At 43.1% G+C, this 16,465-nt stretch carries 18 protein-coding genes; 14 read left to right on the forward strand and 4 right to left on the reverse strand.

Translation table 11 applies throughout. The annotated features are described in order from the left end of the window. Window positions 1-10: 10 nt before the first annotated feature. The 10 genes from mmcA (at window position 11) to A4E24_RS05220 (ending at window position 8,384) form a co-directional block, all read left to right on the forward strand. Entirely contained in the window at window positions 11-1,483 is a 1,473-nt protein-coding gene (gene mmcA / locus A4E24_RS05175) for a methanogenesis multiheme c-type cytochrome (protein ID WP_292352219.1), read from the forward strand. A gap of 13 nt (window positions 1,484-1,496) precedes the next feature. Next, window positions 1,497-2,849 carry an Rnf electron transport complex subunit RnfC gene (gene rnfC / locus A4E24_RS05180; protein ID WP_292352220.1) on the forward strand — a complete coding sequence of 451 codons (1,353 nt, stop codon included), beginning with the start codon at window positions 1,497-1,499 and terminating at the stop codon, window positions 2,847-2,849. Continuing rightward, entirely contained in the window at window positions 2,850-3,866 is a 1,017-nt protein-coding gene (gene rnfD, locus A4E24_RS05185; RefSeq protein ID WP_292352221.1) for an Rnf electron transport complex subunit RnfD, read from the forward strand. Next, entirely contained in the window at window positions 3,859-4,431 is a 573-nt protein-coding gene (gene rnfG, locus A4E24_RS05190) for an Rnf electron transport complex subunit RnfG (RefSeq protein ID WP_292352222.1), read from the forward strand. Before rnfD ends, rnfG begins: the two co-directional genes overlap by 8 nt. A 10-nt stretch (window positions 4,432-4,441) precedes the next feature. Then, window positions 4,442-5,056 (forward strand): Rnf electron transport complex subunit RnfE, encoded by a 615-nt coding sequence (gene rnfE / locus A4E24_RS05195; RefSeq protein WP_292352223.1) that lies wholly within the window; start codon window positions 4,442-4,444, stop codon window positions 5,054-5,056. Window position 5,057: 1 nt separating this feature from the next. Further along, a complete protein-coding gene (gene rnfA, locus A4E24_RS05200) occupies window positions 5,058-5,645 on the forward strand; it encodes an Rnf electron transport complex subunit RnfA (protein ID WP_292352224.1) in 588 nt (195 codons plus the stop codon). Further along, on the forward strand, window positions 5,642-6,448 hold the full coding sequence (rnfB, locus tag A4E24_RS05205; protein ID WP_292352225.1) for an Rnf electron transport complex subunit RnfB: 807 nt from the start codon (window positions 5,642-5,644) through the stop codon (window positions 6,446-6,448). The genes rnfA and rnfB overlap by 4 nt, the downstream gene beginning before the upstream one ends. Then, window positions 6,445-6,783, forward strand: a complete 339-nt coding sequence (locus tag A4E24_RS05210) for a DUF4870 domain-containing protein (protein WP_292352226.1) — start codon at window positions 6,445-6,447, stop codon at window positions 6,781-6,783. Before rnfB ends, A4E24_RS05210 begins: the two co-directional genes overlap by 4 nt. Before the next feature lie 136 nt (window positions 6,784-6,919). Next, complete coding sequence (locus A4E24_RS05215) at window positions 6,920-7,876, forward strand: replication factor C small subunit (RefSeq protein WP_292352289.1); 957 nt, start codon at window positions 6,920-6,922, stop codon at window positions 7,874-7,876. Between the two features lies 1 nt (window position 7,877). After that, on the forward strand, window positions 7,878-8,384 hold the full coding sequence (locus A4E24_RS05220) for a small multi-drug export protein (RefSeq protein WP_292352227.1): 507 nt from the start codon (window positions 7,878-7,880) through the stop codon (window positions 8,382-8,384). 18 nt (window positions 8,385-8,402) lie between these two features. Here A4E24_RS05220 and A4E24_RS05225 read toward each other — a convergent pair whose 3' ends face one another. Together A4E24_RS05225 and A4E24_RS05230 are read right to left on the reverse strand one after the other, a co-directional pair. Continuing rightward, a complete protein-coding gene (locus A4E24_RS05225; protein WP_292352228.1) occupies window positions 8,403-8,627 on the reverse strand; it encodes a histone family protein in 225 nt (74 codons plus the stop codon). Window positions 8,628-8,851: 224 nt separating this feature from the next. After that, entirely contained in the window at window positions 8,852-9,295 is a 444-nt protein-coding gene (locus tag A4E24_RS05230; protein ID WP_292352229.1) for a flavodoxin domain-containing protein, read from the reverse strand. 177 nt (window positions 9,296-9,472) lie between these two features. On the opposite strand from A4E24_RS05230, the gene A4E24_RS05235 reads away from it, so the two are divergent. After that, window positions 9,473-10,774: a Single-stranded DNA binding protein gene (locus tag A4E24_RS05235; protein WP_292352230.1), complete on the forward strand. Its 1,302-nt coding sequence runs from the start codon at window positions 9,473-9,475 to the stop codon at window positions 10,772-10,774. 4 nt (window positions 10,775-10,778) lie between these two features. After that, window positions 10,779-11,654 carry an RPA family protein gene (locus A4E24_RS05240; RefSeq protein WP_292352231.1) on the forward strand — a complete coding sequence of 292 codons (876 nt, stop codon included), beginning with the start codon at window positions 10,779-10,781 and terminating at the stop codon, window positions 11,652-11,654. 10 nt (window positions 11,655-11,664) lie between these two features. On the opposite strand, the gene A4E24_RS05245 is transcribed toward A4E24_RS05240, so the two are convergent. Further along, entirely contained in the window at window positions 11,665-11,985 is a 321-nt protein-coding gene (locus A4E24_RS05245) for a DUF6951 family protein (RefSeq protein ID WP_292352232.1), read from the reverse strand. A 155-nt stretch (window positions 11,986-12,140) separates the two neighbouring features. Between A4E24_RS05245 and A4E24_RS05250 the strand changes: the two genes are divergently transcribed. Further along, a complete protein-coding gene (locus tag A4E24_RS05250; RefSeq protein ID WP_292352233.1) occupies window positions 12,141-12,731 on the forward strand; it encodes a hypothetical protein in 591 nt (196 codons plus the stop codon). Window positions 12,732-12,790: 59 nt separating this feature from the next. Here the strand turns inward: A4E24_RS05250 and A4E24_RS05255 are convergent, their stop codons facing one another. After that, window positions 12,791-13,714, reverse strand: coding sequence for an aldolase (locus A4E24_RS05255; protein WP_292352234.1), 924 nt, complete (start codon window positions 13,712-13,714; stop codon window positions 12,791-12,793). Window positions 13,715-14,120: 406 nt separating this feature from the next. On the opposite strand from A4E24_RS05255, the gene A4E24_RS05260 reads away from it, so the two are divergent. After that, window positions 14,121-16,367, forward strand: a complete 2,247-nt coding sequence (locus A4E24_RS05260; protein ID WP_292352235.1) for an amino acid permease — start codon at window positions 14,121-14,123, stop codon at window positions 16,365-16,367. Window positions 16,368-16,465: the final 98 nt, after the last annotated feature.

The raw sequence follows: 16,465 nt of genomic DNA on the forward strand, positions 1-16,465 counted from the left end.
TGTGATTTTTATGAAAGCAAATTTTCTTATTGTAATTGCTATATTGATGCTTTTCATATCCGGAGTGTACGCTTATATCGGATATAGTGGGAATGAGGCCCTTTCATCTCACTACATGACCGATCAGAAGTGGTCTGATAAGGTGTGTATGGGCTGTCATTTAAATACAAAGGCTGAAGTGAACAGTTCTTTCCATGTGCGGCAGGATCTGGCCGAATGGTCTTCTCTCATGAAGCAGGGCGTTCTTTTTAGTGACATGGATAGAGAAACATGGTTAAGTGTTTACGGTCCGTTGCACCCAGGGGGAGGAGATCTTGAGGAATATGGTGCAGATGTAGATTGTATGATCTGCCATGAACAGAACGGTCTATATGATTATGAGGCACGTGTTGCAAGTATCTCTTCTGGGAATATCGCCGGTGCAAAAGAAGCAGCAATTGAAGAAGCGAGCAAAAAGGCACAGAAAGATCCTTTATATGTTGCCAGCTACGCTTTAAATGTTCTTACTCCTTTGCCGATCGTTACTGAGATCCACGATAAGGTCAATGCAGGTCCCACAAAGGAGCAATGTGGAAATACCTGCCATCAAAATGAAGCTGCTACCAGTGCAGTGACATGGATGGCTGCGAATGCTTCAGAGTATGATGTTCATTCCAATGTGAATTGTGTGGAGTGCCATGAAACCGATGAGCACCAGGTAGGTCGGAGGATACCTCTTGATTCTGACCATGAAAACTATGTGGAGGTAAAGAGCTGTGATTCAGAAGGCTGCCATGCAGGTATTTCCCATGGTGGTATCGTTGACGCCCACCTTGAGACCATTGAGTGTGAAACATGTCACATCCCCATGTTGCCAGGTGGCAATCTCACAGGTGTTGCCCCGGTAAGTAGTTTCAGCTGGGAGAATGGGGTGCTTGAAGAAACATATCATGGATCAGACTTTACACCAACCCTGGCCTGGTCAAGTGGGATCTACAATGAAAAACTCCCTGTGATGGCCAGCAAGAATGAGGAAGGTGTGAAACTGAACACTTTCAATTTAATAAGCGGTGTATGGTGGGATGAAGGTCTGGACCAGGAAGTCCTGAACAATCCGGACAACAGTTCTTCACTGGGTGACCCGATACCTCCATCTGCAGTAAGGGCAGCTGATTCTAATGGGGATGGCAAGGTCACATCTTCAGAGATACGCTCATACGATGGGAACCTTGATAGTCAGCCTGATTATCCGAAAGCCGTCCGGAGGCATGTTGATCTCTTGTACCAGGTAAGCCATAACATTGCAGGCCAGGAAGTTGGTTTGGCCGATCCGCTGATATGTGCTGACTGTCACTCAGGCTCAGCTTCAGGAACTCTTCATATTGACTGGGAGCTACTGGGTTACGATATGGACCCCGCAGGAACAACAGTTCCTGCTCAGGAGATCAGCGTGACGATACCCGGACAAAAGCCGGTTGAAGTAGAGAGGGAACCAGCACTTTAAGGAGTGAATTATAATGGAAAGTAAACGATTGAGTAAGTTACCGGAGAAAGTAATAATTCCCCTTAAGCAGCACAAGGGAATGCCCTGTGTTCCAATGGTCAAAAAGGGAGATTCTGTGGTCATTGGTCAAAAGATAGGTGACTGTAAAGACAACAATGATTCATCTGTCCATTCAAGTGTCTGTGGTGAGGTTCTCTCTATTGAGATGGCTCCACATCCGGAAGGAAATAAGGTGCTGAGCGTTATCATCAAGACCATTGAAAGCGATCAGACCGTGGAATTCACTCCTACGAAGGATCCCTCACCACATGATCTGATCGAACTGATAAAGAACTCCGGTATAGTGGAACACTATGGTGTTCCAACGCAAAGTGTTCTGAAGCCGGATGGCAAAAATATAAACACAGTACTTATCAATGCCACATCGTCTGAATGGATTGGAGGTAAATTCAGCACTCCTGAAGAATATGGCACTCAGATGCTGGAAGCGCTCAAACTTCTCATGAAGGCTGCAGGTGCATCAAAAGGCGCTATTGTGCTGCGCAGTGATGATGCTGAGTCCATAGCAGCTTTTAGCGGGATAAGATTTGAAGGGAAACAGCTGGAAGTTGCCCCTCTCATAGGCAGTCGCAAGATCGGCTATTATCTCAAGGACCAGGGATCTGACATTGTGGTGGTTTCCCAGAAGCGTATATATGGTAAGCGCATCCTTAATTTCTTCACTTACAATGTAACAGGGAAAAAGGTGCCAGTTGGCTGCACTCCTGCAGATGTGGGTGTTGCCATATGCGGTGTCAAATCAGCAAAAGCTCTCTATGATGCTGTATATCAGGGGAAGCCTTATTATGAAACAGTTATTTCCCTGGAAGGTCTTGCGCATTGTCCTCCCCAAGTACTGGTCAGAATAGGTACACCTTTCAAGGATGTGATAGAGGCATGCGGTGGTTATCCCAGTGAATCTGGCAAGCTTATTGCTAACGGCATGAGGACCGGAGTTGCCCAGTATACTGACGAGGTCCCGGTTACAAAGACCACTACAAGGATATCCTTCCAGAAACCGGAAGATGTATCAAAGGATGAGGCGATAGCCTGCATCCATTGTGCAGCATGTGTGGACGTATGTCCTGTGGAATTGGTTCCCAGCAGACTCGCAGTTCTGGCAGATCAGGGTAGGTTCGATGAATGTCGCAAGATGCACATAGAAAATTGTATAGAATGTGGGAAATGTGCAGTTATCTGTCCTTCCAAGATACACATTCTCCAGTTGATAAGGTATGCCAAGGATGCTGTTGAGATGGCTTATGAAGACATACCTGCGAAAGAGTCTTCGAACCTTAAGCTTGGCTGCGCCTGTGGAGGTGAATAAATGACATTTACTATATCTGCTCCCCCTCATAGAAAGTCTAAGATCACTTTCAAAACTATTATGTGGAGCAAGGTACTGGCCCTTGTGCCCGTGAGCCTTGTATCCGTGTATTTCTTCGGTCTACCCGCTTTGAGCATAATACTTGCCGGTATTCTTGCTGCAGTTGTCACAGAAGCAGGTATCCAGAAGATGTTCCGCCATAAGATCACTATAAACGATGGAAATGCAGTCCTTATAGGATTAATGCTTTCACTCATAATGCCTCCGGAAGCTCCTATTTGGTTACCGGTAGTAGGTTCCTTCTTTGCCATCTCAATCGGTAAGCATGCTTTTGGAGGGATCGGCTCCTATGTCTTCAATCCTGTGCTTGCGGCTTGGATCTTTATTAGCAGTGCTTGGCCTCAACTCATGACACCTCTCTCTATACCTCATGTTGGGCAGTTATCTGATTTTCTTCTTGAGAATGGTGCAGGCTTGCTTGTTGATGTCTCCCCTATTGCGCTTATAGGTGGTGTATACTTAATTTACAAGAGATACGTGGAATGGAAAGTACCTTTAGCATTTTTCCTTACCATGGTATTGTTCCCTCAGACGCTTAATGTTCTATTCGCGGCAGTTGAGTTGGTCAGAGCAGGTGTCTTGAATCCATTGATGTATCTCTCCCTCATGTTTAAATTCCTTGAGATAAGCAATGAACTAAGCTATTCGATGATAGGGGTGGTATTCTTTGGAATACTTTTCATTGCCACAGACACTCCAACATCGCCGGTCACCAAGAGAGGTCGCCTTATCTATGGAATAGTATGCGGTATTCTGGTATCTATATACGGTTATTTTGGCAATTACATGGCAGGGATATTCTATGGCCTGTTCATGGCAAACTGTGTTTCTTCGTTCATAGAAACCACTACACTTCCAGCAGCTTTCGGCAGTGAAGGTATGATTGGCAAGTTCTATAGGCGTTTTATGGATAAAGTACCTTCCAGCTTGAAGATGGGGGTGTTATCAAATGACTGATGGCAACAGGGATTTTATCATCATTGTTGGCAAACTTGTGCTTATATCTGCTGTGGCAGCAGCACTTTTGGGAATTACTTATGTACCAACCCAGGAACAGCTTAAAGACAATATTGCGAAGGCCAGGGAGCAAAAACTCTTAGAAGTAATGCCCCTAGCAGCGGATTTTGAGCCAGTGTATGGTGATACGATCATCAATGAAGATGGTGATAAGGAAATACTTTATTATGTCGCTAAAGATGAATCCGGTAATCTCATAGGTTATGCATTCTTTAAGCAGCAACCAGGTGCTCAGGATGTTATAGAGGTTGCAGGTGGTGTAACTTCTGATTTCGGTAAGATCACTGGTATGAGCGTGCTCTCCCATGCCGAAACTCCAGGATTGGGAGCTAAGATCATTGAACCGGCTTTCAAGGGGCAATTTAAGGATATTCCACTAAGCCAGCTCAAACTTTCAAGTTCGGGTGGTAGTATTGATTCCATCACCGGTGCTACGATCTCTTCACAGGCCGTAATAGATGCTTTGAGTTCCAAGGTAGAATCAATAAAAAAGGCAGAGGGGTAAGGTGAGTTAAATGGATCCTTTAAGTGAGTTCATCAGAGGTATTACAAGGGACAATCCAACATTCGGTCTTGTACTGGGTCTTTGTCCCACTCTGGCAGTTACAACATCAGTAGAAAATGCAATTGGTATGTCAGCGGGCACTGCTTTTGTGTTAGTGTTCTCCAATCTATTCGTATCGCTTATGAGAAAACAGATCCCATCAACAGTAAGGCTTCCAATATTCATCATAATTATAGCCACATTTGTGTCCATTGTGGATATGATAATGGAGGCATACTCACCTTCTATGTATGCCGCGCTGGGTGTTTTCATTCCCCTCATAGTAGTGAATTGTATTATAATAGGCCGTGCAGAGGCATATGCAAACAGGAATGGACCATTCTATTCAGTTATTGATGCAATTGGTATATCCACTGGTTTCCTGCTTGTCCTGATGCTTATAGGCGGGATCCGTGAAATACTTGGAAGCGGACAGATAGTGACCTTTGGTCACACTCTCATTACTCTGCCTATCAATCCTTCTGTCACCACAATGATCCTGCCTCCAGGAGCCTTCCTTACAATAGGTATTCTTATGGCTATAATAAATTACCAGAAGGAAAAGAAACGTGTAAGAGGTGAATAAAATGGCCGATACATCCCTCTTCACCATTTTCATGGACGGCGTGTTCATCAAGAACTTCCTTCTTATTCAGTTCTTAGGTCTCTGCTCCTTTGTAGGTGTGACAAAAGACGTTAAAAGCGCATCAGGCATGTCAGGTGCTGTCGTTTTCGTTATGACAATGTCAGCTACTGTTTCTTATCTCTTGTACACTTACTTGCTCGTACCACTGAAATTGGAGTTCCTTTCCCTTATCAGTTTTATTGTCGTCATCGCAGCCTTAGTGCAACTGGTCGAGTTCGTTGTCAGGAAAAATATTCCTGCCCTATATCGCTCCTTAGGCATATACTTGCCTTTGATCAGTACCAACTGTGCTGTTCTTGGAGCGGTCTTGCTGAACGTAAGATCTGATTATGGTTTTGCACAAAGTGTAATGTTCGGTTTTGCAGCGGGTCTTGGATATACCATCGTAATGTTGATGATGTCAGCTATCAGGGAGCGTTCCACACTTGTGAGCATTCCTTCTGCGATCAGAGGTCTTCCTCAGGCCTTCCTGCTGGCTCTGATGCTTTCCATGGCTTTCGTTAATTATTTCTGGGTGATACCTATATGAATCTCACTACTTTACTAATACAATCTGTGGCCATCCTTGGCGGTCTGGGACTTGCTGTAGGCATCATGTTGATAGTAGCTTCCCGTAAGTTCAAGGTAGAAACCAATCCCCTTATAGATGAGATATTGGGTGTCCTGCCGGGTGCTAACTGTGGAGCATGCGGTTATGCAGGATGTGCCGACTTTGCCCAGCGCGTTGTAAATGAGAACGCACCGATCAACGGGTGTCCTGTAGGTGGGTTCGATGTTGCCAAACAGATAGGCGGTATCATGGGCCAGGAAGTTGCAGAGGGAGAAAAGGAATATCCCTTTGTGCTCTGTAACGGTGGAGTAAATTGCATCGACAGGTTCGAATACGTGGGAATTGAGGACTGCAAGGCCGTGATGATGCTCTCTGATGGTGAAAAAGGGTGTAATTTCGGCTGTATGGGCCGTGGTACATGCGTACGTGCCTGTCCATTTGGTGCTATGTCCATAGGGGAAGACAAACTTCCGCATGTCAATAAAAATCTATGTACAAGCTGCGGACTTTGCATATCAGCTTGCCCCAACGGTATCCTTGCTTTTGCAAAGGAATCTGAAAAGGTGCATGTCAAATGTCGTTCTCACGACAAGGGTAAGGATGTAAAGGCAGCGTGTACTGTAGGATGCATCGCATGCAAGATATGCGAAAAGAACTGCCCTGTGCAGGCAATAACAGTTACTGATTTCCTGGCTGAGATCGACCAGAGCAAATGTACCGCCTGTGGTATATGCGTGGAGAAATGTCCTCAGCACACAATAGAACTAAGGAGCGTACCATGACATACAAAACATCGATCGGATTGAACGAGAATGTTGTTGCAGCTTTATGTTATGTGGGATTCTGGTTCACAGGAATACTTTTCCTCATGATCGAGAGGCAAAATAAGTTTGTCCGTTTCCACGCCATGCAGTCAGTATTGGTATTCATACCTCTGGCTCTTATCGTATTCCTTATTGGGTGGATACCTTACTTTGGCTGGGTGCTTGCGGACTTTGCAGGATTCCTGTGTCTCTTCCTGTTGCTGGCCTTTGTTATAATGGCATACAAGGGAGCAAAGTTCAAAGTGCCTCTCGTCGGCAAATATGCCTATGATTCTGTCTACAAGGATAAGTAAAGGTGTTGTGCTGCACAACATCTTCTTCTTGCTTTTATCATCTTTGTTTTTTGCTCTTTTGCAGATGGCTTCGAAAGTTTAAAAAATACCTATCACTATCTATGCACTACGCATTTTCCGGAAGGGAGGGTAAATCATTAAAGAAGAGATATGGATCGAAAAATACAGGCCTATGAGACTTGACGATATTGTCGGTCAAACAGAGGCGATAGAAAGGCTCAAATCCTATGTAAAGAGTCGAAACCTTCCGCATTTGCTTTTTTCCGGCCCTCCGGGTGTAGGAAAAACAGCTACAGCAGTTTCCATTGCAAAGGAGCTATTTGAAGATTCATGGAAAGAGAACTTCACTGAGCTAAATGCTTCCGATGAAAGAGGGATCGATGTTGTGCGTACCAAGATCAAGAACTTCGCTAAGACATCACCGATAGGTGGGGCAGATTTTAAGATCATCTTCCTTGATGAGGCCGACGCTCTCACTTCAGATGCTCAGGCGGCGCTAAGAAGGACCATGGAGCGCTATACTAACAATTGTCGTTTCATTCTTTCTTGCAACTATTCCTCAAAGATCATCGAACCCATACAGTCAAGATGTGCAGTTTATAGATTCCGTCCTCTTTCGGACGATGCGGTGACCGAGCGTGTGCTATTTGTAGCAGGTAATGAAGGGATCGAAGTTGCAACTGACGGCATGGAAGCCATCAAATATGTAGCTCAGGGGGATATGCGCAAGGCAATAAACGCATTGCAGGCTGCTTCTCTTGTTGACAGGGTGGTACATAAAGACACCATTTATAAGATCACTGCCACAGCTCGTCCTGAACAGATCATAGATCTGATCAACACTGCGCTCAGTGGTAATTTCATGGCTGCGCGTAAACATCTGGACGAGCTTCTTCTTGACCAGGGCCTTTCAGGTGAAGATGTGGTGGGTCAGATCTATCGGGCTATGTTTAACCTTTCAATTCCTCAGGAAAAAATGGTAGAACTCATTGATGTTATAGGAGAGGTGGATTTCAGGATTGCCGAAGGAGCCAATGAAAGGATCCAGCTTGAAGCACTGATCGCGCATTTCACACTAAGGGGAAGAAATTAGAATGGCAGTTGTACAATTACTCACAAACCTTTTTGACGGTTTTCCTCATTGGCTTGCCACTATTCTGATCAGCTGTGTACCTGTGGCGGAACTTAGGGGTGCGATACCAATTGCATTGCTTCAATATCAAATGCATCCGACAGAAGCCTATCTTCTTGCGGTCATAGGTAATATGATACCGGTGATACCTCTTCTGCTATATCTGGAGCCGGTGTCCGATTATTTGCGCAGGTTCAGGTTCTGGGACAAATTCTTCGATTGGCTTTTTACCCGTACTCGCCATAACCATTCTGCAACCTTTGAAAAATACGGCACTTTGGGATTAGCTATCTTTGTAGCCATTCCCCTGCCCGCAACTGGTGCATGGTCAGGGTGCGCAGCAGCCTTTGTTTTCGGTATAGGCTTCAGACATGCGCTTATGGCTATAACTGCAGGTGTCCTTATTGCAGGCGTGGTGGTAACAATAGTTACCTTGGGCGGCATAAGCTTGTCTAATCTATTGATCTAAAAAATAATTTGAACTGTATCATTTGAACATTTTCTTGGACAGCATATCTTTTGCCAAGGCTATGTCTTCAGATTTTACAGTTTTTCTTCCGGCATGTTCAGCTAGCTTGATCGCTTCTCTTGAAATGTCCAATCCGTAATCTTCGAGTATCTCGGACAGTGCCATTGCTGCGGATTCACTAACTCTTTGAGACCCAGCGCTTCTTATAAGCCTTTCTATCGGTGCAAGCGGTATTATTGTCAATTTTTTCCTCCTGAAAAAGTCAATTTCTGATCAGATTCATATTAAGTACTTAATTACAAAAATAAATTATAAATAGTTATCTTCGATGATTTATACTGAATTTGTGTCTTTAAGTGCTGAACAACGGTATATTCAGACGGATATGCTATAAATAATGTATCATTATCACAGCAATACTTATCTTGTGTTATAATGGTCTAAAAAAGAAATAATTCTATCCAAAATTACTCTGTTCTTAGCTTCTTCAGCTTTAGAGCAATATCCTTGCCAAGGCGCTGGCATTCCTTTATATCCTTTTCTTCCGGGACATACTGCACCCTAAGAACAGGGTCTACTACTTTCATACCAGCCTCTCTCATCTTTTCCGCGATCATCACAGGTGCTTCACCACTCCATCCATAAGAGCCAAAAGCGGAACCTACTTTTCCATCCACCCCTTCAGCTATCAGTGCATCAAGGAACTTTGCGATAGGTTCAAGCATCTTGTAATAGAAAGTTGAAGAACCTATTGCTATGCCGTCATAGCTGGCAGCGTCTTTAGGGTCCCACTCGTAGAAGTTATCTACCCTTACTTCTATATGTTTCTGTCTGGCACCTTCAGCTATGGCTTCTGCCATCATCCGGGTACTTCCCTGGGTACTTAGATAAACGATTGCAAGTTTTACCATTTTAACGGTCCCCCGTTTTCTCATAAAGGACTTTCATGGAAAATACACTTAAATAAAGTCCCCTTTACAAATGGATATTATTCTCTGATAAACTTTTCCAGAAAAGTATATTCTGGATATGTTTATTGCTTATCAGGAATATCATGCATCTAAAGTTCCGGTGCAAGGAGATCATGGATGAATGACAAATATGCGCCTCATATTGAAGAGCTGGCAAAGGCGCTTGATGGCATAGACCACGATGATATAAAAATCGAGCTCGATAAACTTATCAGGTTCCGTGTACCTCTTGAAGAAGCCAAAAGAACAGTTTTAAATAAATTCAGCTCAAAAGAGGCTCCAGAGATAAAAATCAAGGATATTTCAAATGCACCAAAGAGTTTCACTCTGAAAGGCAGGATCACATCCGTCGAGAAAAGAAATTTTGTCCTTAAGGGCGAAACAGTGGATCTATATTCGGGCAAGATCTTAGATGAAACAGGGGTTTGCTTGTTCACTGCCTGGAATGATTTCTGTTTGAATGAAGGGGACATTATCCGGGTGCATCATGCCTACATGAAGCTATGGAACAATCGCCCTGAGCTTAATTTTGGACAACGCTCTATTGTGGAAAAGCTCCCTGAAGATCCATCCATACCCAGAACTGAACAGCTTTTCACTCAAACAAAAAAGATCATCGAAATCAACTCTTCAGACCTGCTGGTAAGTTCGCAGGGCATAGTCACTGAAATGTATCACAGGGATGTCACTGTCAAAGGCAAAGATACTACTATAATAGAGGGTGTCATTGCAGATGAGACCGGTAAACTTCCTTTTACCTCGTGGGTTCCCATGGATGGAGTAGATATCGGTAATGCTATTAGTTTCAAGGCTGCTCACGTAAGGATTTTCAGAGGTATCCCCTCTTTAAATTTCACACATGAGACATCATGGGAACTGCTTCCTGATAACAAATGTCCTTTTTCCAAAAATAAGATCATGACCCATGAACCGACCTCTATCCCTATTGCTTCTGTTCTTGAAAAGAATGGCCTTTTTGATGCAGTGGTCACAGGAAATATCATTTCCGTGCGTCCGGGTTCAGGGCTGATCGAAAGATGTCCTGTTTGTAATCGCGTTGTACAGAACAATGTTTGCAGGGCACATGGTACTGTGGAGGGAGTCAAGGATATGCGGATAAAGGCGATACTTGACGATGGTACGGGAGCTGTCTATATCATGCTGAACAGGGAACTCTCAGAGACTATTTATGGAAGATCTATGGACGAAGCTGAGAACATTATAAAGTTATCCCTGTCAAAAGATGCTGTGTATGAGAGTATGAAGAGATCTTTGATAGGTACTTATCTCACTGTAAGAGGCAATTCCTCAAAGAGCGAGTTCGGTACGACCATTGTTGCGAGGTCTGTCTGGGTTCCGGAAGATGATCTTCTTTCCCGCCTTGAGAGCCTATTGTTAAAATTACCAGAGGATGTTTGATATAATGGCCGAGAGAGAGATTGCTCAGAGATTGTTTGCAAAAGAGTTCAATGATTCTACCCTGAGCCTTACAAGCGTTCTCAGTTATGATGTCACTGATATGAACTCTCCTAACCTGCTGATCTCTCCTACAGGTGTGCGTATCAACCGGATCTTCGTGGTGGGAGTTATCACAGAAGTTGAGAACCTGGGATCAGAAACCGGAAAAGAGAGAGATCTCTGGAAGGCTCGTATATCCGATCCAACTGGAGTGTTTATTGTATATGCCGGTCAATACCAACCAGAGGCTGCTATATTTCTGTCGACCGTGGCTGTGCCGTCCTATGTTGCTGTGGTAGGCAAAGCGAGGATATATGAACCTGAAAAAGATTCAGTGTTCATCTCCATAAGGCCAGAAGAGATCAACAGTGTAGAAAGTACGATACGGGACAGATGGGTGTTAGATACAGCAGAACTGACACTAAATAGGCTTGATCTGCTATCTGAGGTTTTTTTTGATAAGATGCATGGAGAAGATCTGGCAGGATCCCTGAGATCAAGGGGAATAGACCCCGAATCAGCTGAAGCTATCCAGGATGCTATCGCATTCTATGGTACAGATCAGAACTATATTTCCAAGTTTAAACAAAGTGTGCGTAAAGCCCTGCTTTCAATTAAAGAAAATGCAGGCACAGAAATGCAACAGAAGGATAATGCCGAAAATGTGATCTTTGAACTCCTCAAAGAACTTGGCAGTGCTAAAGGCGTACAGTATAGTTGCTTACTGAAAGAAGCAGAGTCAAAAGGGATCCCTGAAGAGGTAGCGGATGCAGTTATCCGGTCTCTCCTTTCTAAAGGAGATTGCTATGAACCCAGGCTGGGAGTTCTTAAGCTAGTCTGATGCATTATCCTTACTCAAACTCGATGCTCACGCTACCCGAATTCTTTGCAAGCGTTTTGGAAATGGTACCGATATCCATCCTGCATACGTGCATTATGCCGCATGGTACAAGACACGTGGAGCACCATTTTGCTTCCTTTACCTTCTGGAATACCTGGTTGTCATTATAGGACGGGTCATAAAGTTCTTTAACAGGAATCTCCATATGTGAAAGCACTGCAACTTTCTTGCAAGGAGTTTCGATATCAATGACCATGTTCTTGCCTTCGACTTTGCCGCTGATCCTATGGGTAAATCCACATATCCTAGAGTTCACTTTAACATCGGTCATAATTGCACCTGCTAATAATCTCTAATTTTGTATTATATACTTATTGTCTTCTTTTCTATATAATTGTCAGTGTGTGGTAGCCCGGTATACTTAAATAATGACAAATCGACATAACAATCATCTTAAGTACTATAGTTCTAAATGGAGGCACTATTATGCAACGTGAAGAAATAATTAACAAGGTTCGACAGCGCCTCAAGGAAATAAAAGGTGTAGGAGAAACCTATGTCCTTCTTGAAGAGGACAGGGAGATCATTAAGGAACTTGAGAAAAAAGCAGATGATATGACTCTTATGGGTCTTGGCCGGGGTGATAATCGGGGTATCAAAGAAGTGCTCAAGAAAGATGTGGTCATTCCATTCACCACCAGTATGGAATATGTATGGCCGTGTTGCCCTAATGTCGTGCTCATGCACCATGATCGTGTGGTTGGAGAGGATCTGGATGATGAATGCAAGCTCAATGAGCTAAAAAGCTGCAAGGATAACCTTGTCATTGGCAACATTGTGATCTATGATAAGGATCTGCTCAGGTCCATCGACCCCAAGAACGATCCTCTTATTGTGGTCTTGCCACCTAAGCCATGTGCTGAGGTAGAGGAATTGCCTCATATCTGTAATGTTGCTCTTGCTTCCCCCTCTCCTCCAACGGATGAATACCTCAAACAAAAAATGGGTCTCCCGCAAGCCCACGGCACGGGAACCTTTATCCTGGGTTTCGACTTTGAGTGTTCCGATGGGAACTAAAATTTTTAGTTTATTCCTCGGATCTTTTTTTAAAACAGGAAGGCTGAAATTCAGCCTTTTTATTTTCCCATATATATCATGAGAGCTTCTTCCACAGTCGCATCTTCCACTGTGATCGCATATATGGCATTACACATGCGAATCGCTTCATCCAGAGTTTTCTGGTGGATGTTGCGGCCAGTTGCATTACCCATTGCACCGCTTACATGTATCTGGTCGTGGAGCTTCTTCAGAAAATCTTTTGGATCATCGCTTGATCCACCTGCACATACCACTTTTGTCCGGCCGGCTGCAATTACAGCCTCTTTGAATATCTCTGCTGAAGCAAGTCCTTCTTTTTTCGGGTAGTTCACTTTCACGAAGTCAGCGTTCAGGCAGGCACCAACCCCAGTTGCGCCGGCAATAAGGTGAGGGTCCTTCTCGTCAGCTACTGCAGCACCTCTTGGGTATATCCAGAGTACCGTAAGCATTCCGTATTGGTGGGCATCGTACACGATCTGTGCCGCCTGTGCAAGCATATCTGCTTCATACTCGCTACCCAGGTATATAGTGTAACCTACGCCAAGTATCTTCAGTTTGCTGTTATCCCTGAAATCTGCTATCTGGGGTACATCGTACCACTGGTTGCTAAAGGGATCCATTTGTTTAGTGGGAACAAGATGACTCTTAGAGTTGATCTTCACAAGGTATGGCACATCCGTATAGTCCATCCCATATCTTGCAATAAGGCCTAACTGGGTAGCGAAAACACCAATTTTTCCCTGGTGTGCTATTCTGAACAGATGTTCCGGATCATTATCATCTGCTGCAGCCTCTTCTCCATAAAAATCATCATTAAGATGCTCTACTTTCTGGTCACCTGCAAAGAGCATAAGTCTTCCCGTGCTCTTTGTGATCTCCATATAGTTATCTATATACGTTTCACGGGCCTCTTTGGGCACATCCAGTGGCACTTTGATCTCGGAGCGTTTGATTGAAGTCATTTTCATCACCTAATTTATAATTGTCACAAATACATTTATTTCATAATCCATATTTATTCATAACCATTGTGTACCTTTTTGGAACTACAAGCAATCTTCCCTTGCAATTGTACCCGCATCTCATAATAGGTGGATACTATTTAGGATTTCATAGGTTAAAAACTCCCATGGCTATTAATCTTTATTCCAGATTTCACTGTCGTTTGCTTTAATAGGCTCTGCTTATTCAAGTGTTGAAGATACATGCTTCGAAACATTAAAATTAGATTGTCGCTTAGTGCTAATAAATGATGACAACGCCTCTATCCTATTTTATAGTGAACTGGTTAAATTTCTGTGTTGATATGAAGCTTAGAATATAAATGCTCAATTTATAATGCAAATATTGTGGGGGAAAAGGTTACCAATGGATGCAATTGAAACAAAAGAGAGATTGGGACGTAGTCTGGGTTTTTTTTCAACATTTGCCATTGGTACTGGCACGATGATCGGGGCCGGGATATTCATCCTTCCAGGGATCGCCTTCACAAATGCCGGTGCTGGAGCAATATTGTCTTTTTTGATCGGAGGTATTATCTCTATAGCTACAGCTGTCAGCATGGCCGAGCTGGCAACGGGTATGCCAAAAGCGGGAGGAAGTTACTATTATATCAGTAGGACAATGGGTGCAGCGTTCGGAGCTATAATAGGTCTTGGATCATGGTTTGCTTTGATATTCAAAGGCTCATTTGCACTTATCGGCTTGGCAGAGTATTTTCAGGTATTTTATCCATCATCTCTTTATTTAGTAGCGGCACTTTCGGGCTTTGTTCTTTTGATAATCAATTATCGAGGCGCAAAGAGCAGTGGTTCACTGCAGAACATTAGCATAATTCTCTTACTGATAATCTTGGCAATATTCTTAACTAAAGTATTTTTGTTCGTCGAGCCTCTCAATTTCAACTCACAAACACCTGATTCCCCAACATCTTATGGACCAGTATCAATAATAACTACAACAGGAATTATTTTTATTTCGTATCTGGGACTTGCAGAGCTTGCAGCAATTTCAGAAGAGGTGAAAAATCCATCAAAGAACCTGCCAAGGGCATTCATTGCTTCTGCGGTGGTAGTTACTATTTTCTATGTTCTCATAATGATGGCAGTTGTAGGTGTCTCAAGCATTTATGCAGGAGCAGCTACAATCACCCCTCTTGCTGATATAGCTAATCTGATATACGGGGAAATTGGAAGCACCCTTATTGTCTTTGCGGCATTGCTTGCAACACTTTCAACAGCTAATGGAGCCATATTGTCTTCCTCTAGATTTCCATTTGCCATGAGCAGAGATGCATTAATGCCAGAATGGTTTGTCCAGATACACAAAAAATATGATACACCATACAATTCTATACTGGTCACCGGGATCATAATGATCTTGCTGTTATTCTTGTTCGACATACAGCAATTGGCCAGGTTAGGTGGTGCATTTAACATCTTGATCTTTGTTTTGCTCAATCTGGCGGTCATCATCCTAAGAAAAAGAACTTTACCAGAGTATGAACCAACTTTTCGTGACCCTTTCTTCCCATTCACCCAAATAATAGGGATTGTTGGAAGCCTGATCCTGTTACCATTAATTGGAGGTCTTCCTTTGCTTTTTGCTGTATCGTTGATCGTCTTAGGTGCATGGTGGCATTGGTTCTATGGAAGAGGCAAAGCCACTCCAAGATATAATTTATTCGACCTGCTGGAAAACAATGTAGGGTCCCCAGTCATAAAACCAGGATCTGGGGTAAAGGTACTGATTCCAATTTCCAATGTCAAACATGAACATGACCTCCTGAGGCTGGCAGATTGTTTAGGTGATGAGATCGTAGGTCTTCATGTGATTAGGGTTCCGGACCAGACAGCTTTGATATTTGCTCAAGAAGCCTTTCAAGGGAAGAAGATCGAAATGGAGTCACATTTCAAAGAGGAATTTGAAAAATATCCAGTAATTCTTGGGCATAAGAGGAAATACATCACTGCTTTTGATCACAGTGTATCCAATTCGATCATAGAACAGGCGGAATTGGAAAATGCTGATCTGGTGATCATGGGCTGGCACGAATCAAACAGATTCCAGTACTCTCTTGGAGATGTAACTAATGATGTTCTCTCTTTGTTAAAACGCCACATATTGTTATTAAAAGGCTATCTTTCTGACAAGTTAACAAAAATCTTGGTAGCATATAATGGAAAGGATAATTCGGTATATGGTCTCCATCTGGCGAAAAAACTTGCTGCCAATACAGGGGCAAAAATAGAGATTATCACAATAGTAAGCCCTGATGAGGATATTGAAAGGAAGAAGGAGATTGCTGAGAAACTTCATGCTTTATGCAAAAGTGAAGAGAACATATCGATCAGTTTTAAGATGTTGGAAAGGTATTCTGTCGAGGATGCAATATTGGAAGCTTCAAATGACAGTGACCTGACAGTTATTGGTGATTCAAGTCAAAGGTTTAAAGTATCTTTTCTTGGAACCTTGCCTCAGAGGGTAGCCAGACATTCAAAGAATCCTGTATTGGTAGTAAAGATGTCCAAACCAATATCTAAACAAAACATTACTTATGTAGCAAGGAAATATGTTCATAATTTGTATATAAAAATTAATCGCACGTCTAAATAATTACTCAAATCATAAGGAAATTACATGTTGTATTAAAACAACATCTGTTTCAATAACTACGCTGGCAATGTTTTTTAAATTCAAAAATACTTTCACCA

Source organism: Methanomethylovorans sp. PtaU1.Bin093, from assembly GCF_002067275.1.
GTDB lineage: Archaea > Halobacteriota > Methanosarcinia > Methanosarcinales > Methanosarcinaceae > Methanomethylovorans.